Genomic DNA, 11,810 nt, shown 5'->3' on the forward strand with positions numbered 1-11,810 from the left:
CTTCGGGCGCGGGCGGTGCCTCCTCGCGCCGGAGGGCCACGACCTGAAGGGCGGCCGGCGCCCCCGCGAGGATCTCCAGCGCCTCGGCGGCATCGGACGAGACCTGGATGACCGGGCCCGGGTTCTCGCGCTCGCGCCGGAACAGCGCCCCGATCACGTAGCGCCCGTTCTCCTCGTTGCGGATGATCACGCGCTCGGGGTCGGCCACGTCGGGATGCGCGACCCAGACGCCGCCGAGCGAGGGCCGTCCGTCCCAGAGCCCCTCGTCGGTGGCCGCGAAGATCTCGGGCGCCTCGACGTCGCGCTCCGCGAGCGGCGTGGCGCCGATCTGCGCCGGGCCCTCGGCGGACGCGTTCCGCGACCCGAAGGAGAAGTCCACAGCCCCCGTCTCTCCGCAGGCGGAGAGCGCGGTGACGGCACAAAGCGTCAGGGCGACCCGGCCGCGACGCCGGACATACGTGCGCATGGGATGGTGCTCGGTCATCTGCTGCTCTTTCCGCGCTCAATCATGGCCCGGCTTGTCCGGCGCCTTGTTCGTCCCGCGGCCCTTGTTCCGGACCGTCAAGACACTTTGCGCTGGACAATACCTGCTTCGCGGGCATCTGAAAACCCGGCACGCTCAGCTTTCGCCGAGGTGATGGCTGCGGGACACGCCTTTCAGAATCGCCCCCGCCCGCGTATCCCCTCGCCCTGCGCGGAGGAGTGGCCGAGCGGTCGAAGGCACCGGTCTTGAAAACCGGCGTGCGCGAGAGCGCACCGTGGGTTCGAATCCCACCTCCTCCGCCACTTGCCCCCGTCTCATTTCCCTGTACCGGACGCGCCGGAAAACCTTGCGCAATTTCCGGGACTTACCCCGCAAAATTTTCGACAGAGACGCACCTTCGCGACCATTTCCCACGCCGACACCCGGCCCGTCCCAGTCGGCCAGTTCGGCCGGTGCGGTTTTCGGCCGGATTCCCCGAGAGCATCGAATTAACAGGGAATTTCGGGCAAGCGGAGGTGCCGAGGCCAGCTTCAAGGAAAAATCCCGCATCCATGTGAGGGGCCTGCTCACGTATTCCCTGCTCAATGGAACAGTGGATTACTCTCGCCGAACAGGGAACTTGTTCGCGAGAGCGGGGACAACGCGGTCGGGATCAGGGAACGGGGTCAGCCGTCGTTCCGAAGCTTCCGTTCCTGGGCATCCCAGTCGCGCGGCAGCTTCTTGCCGATCAGAAACGGGCGGACGGGTCGAGCCTTGTCCGGGATGAGGGCGCCGAGCGGAGGCCGATGGCCGTTTGCAGTACACTCCACAGATACGCCGGCGAGGACTGCCGTGCCGCACGTGTCCGATCCCGGAAGGGGTCTTTCCGGCAGACAGCCTTTCCGCCCTGTCGCCCCGGGGCGGCGCCGGAACGCTCATGAACGACAGCCGCGCCACCGCTCTCGCCGGGTGGCGCGGTCTCTGCGCGGATCGATGGGCAGCGTCACCGTCCCGGCTGAGACTGGTTCGAAGTGGTCTGCCAGGTCCGCGGGACTGGTTCCGCTGGACCCGCCATCTCGTGGGACGTCAGCCGATGGGGATGTTCTCCCGGAGGATCAGCCGGGGTTCGATGAAGTGCTCGGGCAGGAACCGGGTCCCCACCGCGATGGCGCCGAGGAGACGGACAACGGCCTGCTCGGCCACGAGTTGCGCGTTCTGGTCGATCACGACATCGATCACGCCGTCGAGGAGGAAGCGGCGTACGCTGTCGGAGAGATCGTGCATGATGACCACGGGACGTCCGTCGCGCGGAAGCGTGGACACGACCCGCGCGATGCCGGTGCGCCCGCCGCCCATGCAGTATAGGCCGACCACATCCGGGTAGCGGTCGAAGAGGGCGAGCGCCGCAGCCTCGGACCGCTGGTTGTCCGAGCGCACATCGATAGGGTCCATGACCTTCAGGTGCGGATGCTCGGCCTCGAGAACCGCGCGGGCGCCGAAGGCGCGCTCCCGCTGCCCGTAGAGCTCGCCGTTCCCGGCGAAGAGCGCGATGCGCCCCTCCGTCCGCGCCAGGAACCGCCCGAGGAGGAGGCCCGCAGTCCGTCCCGCGATCCGGTCGTTGACACCGACATAGGCGGCTCGCGGCGTCGACTGGAGGTCCGAGGCGAGCGTCACGACCTTGACCCCGGCGTCCGTCAGTTCGTGAACGGCATGGCGGGTCAGGGGGTCATCGACGGCGACGAAGCCCACACCCTTGGTCTCCAGCGACAGGTCCCCGAGTGCCTCGACCAGCGTTCGCGGCGCGAGGTCCGGCAGATCGTGGACGCGGATCGAGGACACCAGCGGCAGGGTGGAGGCGAAGTCCTCGATGTGGCGGGCGACTTCGGTGAGGAAAGCCTGGAGGCGGCGCGGGATGAAGAACTCGAGCTGCACGCGCCGCGCGGGCAGCACGACCTGCCCCTCGAGCGGAAGATAGCCGAGTTGCCCGGCGGCTTCCATCACGCGCTGCCGGTTGGCGGCGCTGACCCCCTTCCGCCCGTTCAGGACCCGGTCGACTGTCGCCGTCGAGACACCCGCCCGGCGGGCAATGTCCGGTATTGTCGCGCGTCCCATGACTGTCGATCCTCAGGCCCTCGGCTCCCGTCTTCGATCCTGCGGGTTGAAGTACTTCACATCAAGCGGCCTTCTTTCCCAAGCCACCGCGCGCCCCGTTCCCGCGGAATGGCAAAGGATTGTTGAAAATGAATCCCGTCTTCACCGATGCGTCCGCATTCCGTGATGGAATCTGATGTGATCCCCTTTTGTGTTCCGCTGCGGCTGCTGCCACGCTGACTCACCGGCGCGGGGGCCTTGCCGCGCGAACCGGGGAATCACATGCCGGGGACGAACGGGAACCCCGAGGGAGGATGTCATGAACATGAACGGACGCGCCGGGCGGCGTGCTCTTTTGGCGGTGCTCCTGTCCGGCACGGCCCTTGGCGGGCCTGCGCTGGCCGAGGACGTGGAAGTCATTCACTGGCTGAGTTCGGGCGCGGAATCGGCGGCGATCCAGTACGTCGCCGACGGGGTCGAGGCGCTGGGCTCCAACTGGGTCGAGATCGTCCCGCCCGACCACGCGGCCGGCGCGCGGGCGCTCTTCACGTCGCGGATCGGGGGCGGCAATCCGCCGGGCGGCATGTTCCTGTCCATCGGGCGCGAGGCTGTCGATCTGGGCGAACAGGGCGTGCTGCGCGACATCTCCGGCTTCGTCGAGGCCGAGGGGCTGGTGGCGACCTTGCCGCAATTCGCCATCGACATCGCCAGCGACGCCGATGGCGGCCTCTTCGCGGTGCCGGTCGCCTTCGAGACGCAGAACTTCATGTGGACCTCGCCCAGTGCCTTCGCCGCGGCGGGGCTCGAGCCCCCGACGAGCTGGGCCGAACTGGTCGAGCAGGGGCCGTCGCTCGAAGCGGCCGGGATCATCCCCATCGCCGTCGGCGCGCAGGGCTGGCAGCTCAACATCCTGCACTTCTCGATCCTGACCTCGCTCATCGGCAGCGACGGGTACTTCGCATTCTACCGCGACAAGGACGCCTCCGTCGGCGAGAGCGACGCGGTGGTCGAGAGCTTCGAGATCCTGCGCGCGCTCTCGCAGATGGCCGATGCCGGCAATACCAACCGGGGATGGACGGATACCCTGAACCTCGTCGCCGAGGGGCAGGCCGCCGTCTTCGTGATGGGGAGTTGGGCAGGCGGCGAATTCGCGGCGATGGGCATGGACTACGGAACCGACTGGGGCTGCATGATCGCGGGCGGGGATACCTGGATCGTGGGCGCCACGGGCTTCATGTTCCCCGACCTCGGCCGAGACTCGGAGGGGCAGGACGACTTCATCCGCGCGCTTCTCGACCCGGGCGTCCAGACCGGCTTCTCCATCGAGAAGGGATCGATCCCGTCCCGCACCGACGCGAGCGTGGCCGAGCTGTCGGAATGTTCGCAGATGGTGGCGGCCGGGATGGCGGCGGGCAACGCGGTGCCGAACCCCAACGCGCTTCTCTCGGGGGATGCGCAGGGGCAGATCGGGGACCTCCTGATGAACTTCTGGTCCGACGCCTCGGTCACGCCCGAGGATGCCGCGGCGCGCTTCGCCTCCATCGTCCTGTCGGACACCTGAAGGCCAGAGACCACCCTCCCGCGGTTTCGGCCGTGGGGCGGGCGCCCGCCGCGCCCGCCCCGCCTTGCCCCCTGAATGGCGCTCCGAAAGGGACCGACCGGCAGATGATCGTCCGACCTGGGACAATGGCCCGCCTCGTGCTCGTGCCCACGATCCTGTTCACGGTCGTGGGTTACTATGGCTCGATCCTTTGGACCGTCGGCCTGTCGTTCACGCCCTCGCGCATCCTGCCGGTCAGCCGTTGGGCCGGCCTCGACATGTATGAGCGGCTGCTGTCGACCGACCGCTGGCACGTCGCCTATACCAATCTCTTCGTCTTCGGCGGTCTCTACATCGGCTGCTGTCTGCTCGTGGGCCTCCTGCTGGCCATCGCGCTCGACCAGGGCGTGCGCGGGCGGAGCCTGTTCCAGACCCTGTTCCTCTATCCCATCGCGCTGAGCTTCATCGTCACCGGCCTGGCGTGGCGCTGGCTCCTGAACCCCACGACAGGCCTGCAGGAGTTCGCGCGCGGCCTCGGGTTCGAGACCTTCACGCTCGACCTCCTGTCGAGCCCGGAGAAGGCGATCTTCACCCTCGTCATAGCCGGCGTCTGGCACTCGGCGGGGCTGACCATGGTCATCCTCTTTGCCGGTCTCCAGTCGATCGACGGCGAGATATGGCGCGCGGGGCGGGTGGACGGCATCCCGCGGTCGCGGATGTACCTGCACGTGGTCCTGCCGATGCTCTGGCCGGTGGTCGTGACCTGCCTCGTCCTGCTGGCCATGAACGTGGTGCGGAGCTACGACCTCGTCGTGGCGCTGACGGGCGGGGGGCCCGGCTTCTCGACGGACGTTCCCGCGAAATTCATCGTCGACCACTACTTCGAGCGGTCGAGCATCGGCCTCGCCTCGGCCGCGGCGACGCTCCTCCTGCTGACGGTCGCGGCGATCTTCGGCCTCATCGCGGTGATTCGCCGCTACCGGGGGGAGGCCGCATGACGCAGGGTGTCTCCATCGGCCGGATCGGTCTCTACGCCTTCCTCGTCGCGACCGCGCTCTTCTTCGCCCTGCCGCTCATCGTGGTCCTGCTCACCGCGCTGAAGGACAGCGACGAGGCGCGCGGCGCCTCCGTCTTCGTCCTGCCGCGCGCGCCCGACCTCGAGGCCTTCGCGACCGCCTGGAGCAGCGCCTGCATCGGGCGCGACTGCACCGGCATCGGCGGGCGGTTCTGGAATTCGGTCGTCATCACGGTGCTCAGCACGTCGATTTCGCTGGTGATCGCGTCGATCAACGGCTTCGCGCTCGCGCTCTGGAACCTGCGGCGCGGAGGGATGATCCTCGGTCTTCTTCTGGTCGGCGCCTTCGTTCCCTACCAGATCATGATCTACCCGCTCGTCCGGATGTTCGCGCTCGGCGGAATACACCAGACGCTGACGGCGCTGGTGACGGTTCACGTCCTCTTCGGCCTGCCGATCCTGACGCTGATCTTCCGCAACTTCTACGTCGGGCTGCCGGGCGAGCTCATCAAGGCGGCGCGGGTCGACGGGGCAGGCTTCTTCCAGATCTACCGCTGGGTCATCCTGCCCATGTCGCTCAACGTCTTCATCGTCGCGGGCATCCTCTCGGTCACCGGGGTCTGGAACGACTACCTCTTGGGGCTGATCTTCGGCGGGCAGACATGGCAGCCGATGACGGTCTCGGTCGCGTCGCTGGTCAACACCAGCGCCACGGGCGTGCCCGAGCACAACGTGAACATGGCCGCGACGCTCCTGACCGCGCTGCCGCCGCTCCTCATCTACCTCCTGTCGGGGAAGTACTTCGTCCGGGGCGTCACGTCCGGCGCGGTGAAGGGATAGCCATGACACAGGTCCACATCGACAGGCTTGTCCGCTCCTACGGCACTCATGTCGTTCTCAAGGACATCAGCCTCGACATCGCGGACGGCGAGTTCGTCGTGCTCCTCGGGCCGTCCGGCTGCGGGAAATCCACGCTCCTCTCGGCCATCGCTGGCCTCGACGAGGTGCAGGGCGGACGCATCCTGTTCGACGGCAAGGACGTCACGCGGCTCGAGCCGAACGCGCGCGAGATCGGCATGGTGTTCCAGTCCTACGCCCTTTACCCGACCATGACGGCACGGGCGAACATGTCCTTCGCGCTGCGCGTCGCCGGCAAGCCGAAGGCCGAGATCGACGCGCAGGTGAACTGGGCCGCCGACCTGCTCCAGATCGGGCATCTTCTGGACCGCAAGCCGGCCCAGCTCTCGGGCGGACAGAGGCAGCGCGTCGCCATCGGCCGGGCGCTGGTGCGCCACGCGCGTCTGTTCCTGTTCGACGAGCCGCTGTCGAACCTCGACGCCAAGCTCCGCAACGAGATGCGCAACGAGATCAAGGCGCTGCACGAGAAGCTCGGGGCGACCTTCATCTTCGTCACCCACGACCAGATCGAGGCCATGACGCTCGCCACCCGCATCGCGGTGATGAACGGCGGCGTGATCGAGCAGGTGGGCACGCCCGACGAGGTCTACCGCAGGCCCGCGACCCGTTTCGTGGCCGATTTCATCGGATTGCCCGCAATGAGCTTTCTCGACGCGGAGCTTTCGGACGAGGGCGGCACGCCCGTCGCGCGGATCGGCGACCGCGTGCTCCCGCTCGGCGGCTACGGCTTCGCCGCGCCCTACGACGGCCGCCCGCGCGCGGTGCATCTCGGTCTTCGGCCCGAGAGGATCGCGGTCTCCGCCGGTCGGGCGGAGGGCACGGTCGAGGTCAGGCTCCGGAGCGTCGAGCCGCACGGCGCCGACACGCTCCTGTGGCTCGACATCGCCGGGCAGACCATGTCCGCGCGCGTGGCCCCCGAGGCCGCCGCGACGCTCGGCGACAGGCTTCACATCCGGGCCGAGATCGAGGGCGTCTCGCTCTTCGATCCCGGAAGCGGCGCGAGACTATGACAGGCAGGATCAGGGAGTAGCCAAGGTGTTCATCGGAACCAACGTCTACGGCTGGACGCAGATCGCCCGGCGCGAAGGCCGCGACTATGACCGCAGGCGCGCCATGCGGGATGCGAAAGCCGCGGGCCTTACCGGGTGGGAGGACGCCTTCGCCTCGGCCGACCAGGTGGCCGCCGTCGCAGCGGATTCCGCAGAGGCGGGGCTCGGCATGCGTTCGGCCTATGTCTTCGGCGCCTTCCATACCGAGGAGCACGCGGCTGCCGCCGCCGCCAATGCGCTGGCCATCGTCGAGGCGCTCATGCCGCACGGGGTGCGGAAGTTCATCTTCAACCCCGATCCGCTTCCGGAGGGCGCATTGAAGTGCGACGCCGAGCTGCGCATCCAGGCGAAGAGCGTCGAGGCGCTCGGTCGTCTGCTGCGCGCGCAGGGGGCAGAGCTTCTCTACCATACCCATGCGCCCGAGATGCAGGCCTCGGCACGCGAGTTCCACCACATGCTCGCGGCGACGGACCCCGCGGCAGTCTCGCTCTGTCTCGACGTGCATTGGGTCTGGCGCGGCGCCGGCAACTCGCAGGTGGCGCTCGAGGACATCGTGCGGCTCTACGGGTCGCGCGTGCGCGAGCTTCACCTGCGCCAGAGCCATGGCGGCGTCTGGGCCGAGGCGGTGGAGGACGGCGACATCGACCTCGCCCGGGTGGCGGGGATGCTGGAGGAGCGTGGCGCAAGGCCGCTCCTCGTCCTCGAGCACGCCTACGAGACCGCAACGCCGATGACCCGCGACCCGGTCGAGGCGCATCGGGCGAGCCGCGACTATGTCGCCGATCTCTTCAGTGCCATCGGAGCCTGAGCGCATGGCGCGGCGTGTCCTCCTCATCGGCGCGGGTGTGATCGCCCGGCACCACGCGGCCGCAGCGGCCACACTCGGCGAGACCGAGATCCTGGCGGCGGACCCCTCCGAGGCGGCGCGCGCCGCCTTCGCCGCCGAGCATCCGGGCGCGCGGCTCTTCGCCGAGGCGGAGGAGATGCTGTCCCACGCCCCGGCCGGCCCCCGCGACATCGTCGTGGTCGCCGTGCCGCCCTGGCTTCACGCGCCGCTGTGCCTGATGGCGCTCGAGAGGGGCTTCCACGTCCTTTGCGAAAAGCCGCTCGGCCGCACTCTGGCCGAAGTCGACACCATTCTCGAGGCTGCCCGGCGCGCGGGACGGATGGTCGGCGACTGCGCGATCCGGTTCAACGACCAGCCCGCGATGCGGCGCGCGCGGGAGATCCTGGCGTCGGGCGCGCTCGGCGACCTGACGCTTCTGCGGATGGTCAACCGCCTCCAGCGGATGCGGCCGGGGGTGGAGTACCAGCCCGCGAGCCGTTGGTTCCTCAGCCGCGAAGCCGCGGGCGGCGGCGTCGTGATGGACTGGGCGGTCTACGACTTCGCGATGCTCTTCGACGTCCTGCGCCCGGTCGCCGCGACGGTGGAGTTCGCCCGAACCGGCGGCATCGAGGGTCGCGACGACCCGCCGGACGTTCCGATCGAGGTGGAGAGCCACGTCGTCGCGACTCTGACGCTCGACCTCGGCGACGGCACCCGTCTGCCCATGCTCTACGAGCGGGCGAACGGCGTGAACGGGCCGAACCTGCGGGAACTGAGCCTCGAGGGCACGCGGGGCGGCCTCTGCTGGCAATGGCTGCCGCCCTACGAGGACGGAATGACACGCATCACCCGCTTCGTCGATCTGGGCGCCACGGTCTCCGAGGAGGTGGAGGCGATGCCCATGGCAGGGCAGCCGCATTTCCACCATCTGCCGCTCGTCGCTCTCGCCGCCCGGATCGACGGCGGGCCCTCGCCGTCGCTCGACGAGGCCGGCATCCGCTTCAACTTCGCGACTGTCGCCGCCCTCTACGAGGCCGAGTGGTCCCGCGCCCCCGTCACCGTGCGGAGGTGAGATGGACCCTCTCGGCAGCGACCTCGTGGGGTTGAGGGTCCTCGTGACCGGGGCTGCGACGGGTATCGGCCACGAGGTGGCCCGCGCCTTCGCCGATGCGGGTGCGGTCGTGGCCGTCACCGACATCTCCGCCCGCATCGATGAGGCGGCGCTCACCACCGGCGCCGCCTGCGCCTTCCGGGGCGATGTGGCGTCCGAGGCCGACGCCGCCCGGATCGTCGCCGGGGCGGTGGCGTCCGTCGGCGGGCTCGACTGCCTCGTCAACGTCGCGGGCCTGCAGATCGTCGGCGCGGCGGAGGAGATGCGGGCCGACGACTGGGACAGGCTCATGGCGGTGAACCTGCGCGGGCCGTTCCTCATGTGCCGCGCGGCGATCCCGCATCTCCGGCGGTCGTCGCGCGGCGCCATCATCAACACCGCGTCGGTGGCCGGCCAGAGGGGCGGCCCCGGCAGCACGGCCTATTCGGCGTCCAAGGGGGGCCTCATCGCTTTCGGAACGGCCCTCGCGCTCGAGTTGGCGCCCGACGGCATCACGGTGAACACGATCTGCCCCGGCTGGGTCGACACCGGCTTCAACGCGCCGGTGATCCGCCTCATGGGCGGCCGCGAGGCGCATGCCAGGATCGTCGCCGAGGGGGTGCCGCTCGGTCGGCAGGGAACGCCTGCGGACATCGCACCCGCCTACCTTTTCCTCGCCTCCAGCGGTGCGCGATACGTCACCGCCAAGGCCATCGGCGTGGACGGCGGCCTCTACAACTAGGGGGTGCCTAAAGTCTTCATTGTATGCAAGGCGCGCTTGGGGCAGGGCAGGGGACCGGCATGCGTCGGCGCATCCCGGTCCCGTCCGGTCCGCCACGGACGCAAATTCGCGATATCGCCGAGAGAAATCCGCGATTTGCACCCCGTTTGCCCGTCGCTTGGCACCTTCCCAACCATCCCGAGACGCCTTTTGGAGACGTCCGGCGCCCAATCCTGGGGCTGTGTCTCCGCGGGCGGCATCTTGGCATCCGGTTTTCCCTGCTGGCAGGCCCCGCGCCGTTCAGCCGGGTCGCCCCGTCAGAGCGACATGCCCCCGTCGACCGGCAGCAGAACCCCCGTGACGAAGGATGCCGCGTCCGAAGCGAGGAACATCGCCGCCTCCGCAACCTCCCAGGGCGTCCCCTGCCGGCCCATCGGCACAAGCCGCGCCCTCGCGGCCGCCAGGGCCTCGGGGTCGGCATCGGGCGCGACGATCGCGGTTACATGCGGCGTGTCGATCGGTCCCGGCAGGACGACATTCGCGCGGATGCCCTTTTCCGCATAGGCCCGGGCGATGGACTGGGCCATGCGCTGCAGGGCCGCTTTCGACGCCTCGTAGGCGACGTAGGAATAGGGTCCGGAGCGTAGCCCGGCGAGCGACGAGACATAGACGAGCGCACCCTTGCCCTCGGCTTCCATGATGGGAAGCACGGCCCGCGACAGGTGATAGGCGGCGTTGAGGTTCACGTCGAAGACACGGGCCCAGTCCTCGGGCAGCGTATCGACCACACCGCCCTTCACGCTGGTCCCGAGATTGTAGTGCAGCACGTCGATTCCGCCCCCGGACAGCATCCGGGCAACGGCTCCATTCACCTCGTCGGGCCGGGTCAGATCGGCCGTGTGGGCAAGTGCCTTTCCGCCTTCGGCCTCGATCCGGGCCGCGGTCTCGGCCGCCGCATCCGGATTCCGGTCGATCACGAACACCTCGGCACCTTCCCGGGCGTAGAGGATCGCGGCGGCCTTGCCGTTGCCGACACCCGGCCCGATGGACCCGCCGCCGGCGAGAAGCACGCGCCGCCCTTCGAAGCGCCTCATCGCAGCACCGCCTCGGGCAGGGCCAGCACGATCCACGGTTGCCAGATCAGGAGACCGAGGACACCGACCTGCAGCAGGACAAAGGGAATGATCCCGCGATAGACCTGCGCCATGGTCACGGCGCCGCCCGCCGCACCCTTCAGGTAGAACAGCGCGAAACCGAAGGGCGGCGTCAGGAACGAGGTCTGCAGGTTCACCGCCACCAGGACCGCGAACCAGTAGATCAGGTCCGCCCGAGCCACGTGTTCGCCGAGGTCCATGATCTGCACGATGGGCGCGAAGATCGGCAAGACGATCAGCGTGATCTCGATCCAGTCGAAGAAGAAGCCCATGATGAAGACCATGATCATCATCATCGCGAGCAGTCCCCAATCGCCGAGCGCCAGGCTACGCGCCGTCTCGACGATGAAATGCTCGCCGCCGATGTGCCGAAAAACGTAGGCGAACGCGGTGGCGCCGACGAAGATGAAGAACAGCATCGCGATGGTCCGCACCGAGCCGTCCATTGCGCCCGAAAGCGTCGGCCAGTTCAGCCGGCCCCGGATGAACCCGAGCAGAAGCGCCGCGAATGCGCCGACGCCCGAGGCTTCGGTCGGGGTGGCGAAGCCGCCGATGATCGAGCCGAGGACCGCCACGATGATCAGGAGCGGCAAGGCGAGCGAAATCAGGAATTCCCGCATCAGGCCCGCGCGTTCTTCCGGCGGGATCGGCGGCGCCTTGGGCGCGCTCGAAGGGTTCACCGCCGAGGTCACCACGATGTAGACGAGGTAGACCCCCGCGAGAACCAGCCCGGGGATGAAGGCCGCGACGAAGAGCTTCGCGAGGTTCAGCGTCAGGAGGTCTCCCATGAAGACAAGCATGACCGATGGCGGGATCAGGATGCCGAGCGTTCCCGCGCTCGCCACCGTGCCGGCGGCCAGGGACGGGGAATACCCTTTCGAGATCATCGTCGGCAGCGCCAGCACCGTCAGCATCACGACCGAGGCGCCGATGATGCCGGTGG

General features: G+C 68.8%; 10 protein-coding genes, 1 tRNA gene and 1 pseudogene. 8 read left to right on the top strand and 4 right to left on the bottom strand.

What is annotated here, in order from left to right:
* A pseudogene (locus tag ACTS11_RS02565) lies at nucleotides 1-484 on the bottom strand (SPOR domain-containing protein); the annotation flags it as partial.
* Nucleotides 485-696: 212 nt separating this feature from the next.
* On the opposite strand from ACTS11_RS02565, the gene ACTS11_RS02570 reads away from it, so the two are divergent.
* Nucleotides 697-786: transfer RNA gene (locus ACTS11_RS02570), tRNA-Ser, on the top strand.
* 763 nt (nucleotides 787-1,549) lie between these two features.
* Here the strand turns inward: ACTS11_RS02570 and ACTS11_RS02575 are convergent.
* The gene (locus ACTS11_RS02575; protein ID WP_442638783.1) at nucleotides 1,550-2,575 is read right to left on the bottom strand and encodes a LacI family DNA-binding transcriptional regulator; all 1,026 of its coding nucleotides are present in this window, start codon (nucleotides 2,573-2,575) and stop codon (nucleotides 1,550-1,552) included.
* A 304-nt stretch (nucleotides 2,576-2,879) separates the two neighbouring features.
* On the opposite strand from ACTS11_RS02575, the gene ACTS11_RS02580 reads away from it, so the two are divergent.
* From ACTS11_RS02580 to ACTS11_RS02610, 7 genes are all read left to right on the top strand, one after another.
* Nucleotides 2,880-4,115 carry an ABC transporter substrate-binding protein gene (locus ACTS11_RS02580; protein WP_442638784.1) on the top strand — a complete coding sequence of 412 codons (1,236 nt, stop codon included), beginning with the start codon at nucleotides 2,880-2,882 and terminating at the stop codon, nucleotides 4,113-4,115.
* Between the two features lie 125 nt (nucleotides 4,116-4,240).
* Nucleotides 4,241-5,092, top strand: a complete 852-nt coding sequence (locus ACTS11_RS02585; protein WP_442638785.1) for a carbohydrate ABC transporter permease — start codon at nucleotides 4,241-4,243, stop codon at nucleotides 5,090-5,092.
* Entirely contained in the window at nucleotides 5,089-5,949 is an 861-nt protein-coding gene (locus tag ACTS11_RS02590; protein WP_442638786.1) for a carbohydrate ABC transporter permease, read from the top strand. Before ACTS11_RS02585 ends, ACTS11_RS02590 begins: the two co-directional genes overlap by 4 nt.
* Nucleotides 5,950-5,951: 2 nt before the next feature.
* The gene (locus ACTS11_RS02595; protein ID WP_442638787.1) at nucleotides 5,952-7,037 is read left to right on the top strand and encodes an ABC transporter ATP-binding protein; all 1,086 of its coding nucleotides are present in this window, start codon (nucleotides 5,952-5,954) and stop codon (nucleotides 7,035-7,037) included.
* A 25-nt stretch (nucleotides 7,038-7,062) separates the two neighbouring features.
* Nucleotides 7,063-7,884: a sugar phosphate isomerase/epimerase family protein gene (locus ACTS11_RS02600; protein ID WP_442638788.1), complete on the top strand. Its 822-nt coding sequence runs from the start codon at nucleotides 7,063-7,065 to the stop codon at nucleotides 7,882-7,884.
* Nucleotides 7,885-7,888: 4 nt separating this feature from the next.
* Nucleotides 7,889-8,974, top strand: coding sequence for a Gfo/Idh/MocA family protein (locus ACTS11_RS02605; RefSeq protein WP_442638789.1), 1,086 nt, complete (start codon nucleotides 7,889-7,891; stop codon nucleotides 8,972-8,974).
* A gap of 1 nt (nucleotide 8,975) precedes the next feature.
* On the top strand, nucleotides 8,976-9,734 hold the full coding sequence (locus ACTS11_RS02610; protein ID WP_442638790.1) for an SDR family NAD(P)-dependent oxidoreductase: 759 nt from the start codon (nucleotides 8,976-8,978) through the stop codon (nucleotides 9,732-9,734).
* A 296-nt stretch (nucleotides 9,735-10,030) separates the two neighbouring features.
* On the opposite strand, the gene ACTS11_RS02615 is transcribed toward ACTS11_RS02610, so the two are convergent.
* Nucleotides 10,031-10,807: an SDR family NAD(P)-dependent oxidoreductase gene (locus ACTS11_RS02615; RefSeq protein ID WP_442638791.1), complete on the bottom strand. Its 777-nt coding sequence runs from the start codon at nucleotides 10,805-10,807 to the stop codon at nucleotides 10,031-10,033.
* Nucleotides 10,804-11,810: TRAP transporter large permease (locus tag ACTS11_RS02620; RefSeq protein ID WP_442638792.1), on the bottom strand; the 1,007-nt coding region annotated here is incomplete at its 5' end. The genes ACTS11_RS02620 and ACTS11_RS02615, both read right to left, overlap by 4 nt.

Origin of the sequence: Roseicyclus sp., assembly GCF_052168335.1 — a bacterium.
Classification (GTDB): Bacteria; Pseudomonadota; Alphaproteobacteria; order Rhodobacterales; family Rhodobacteraceae; genus Roseibacterium.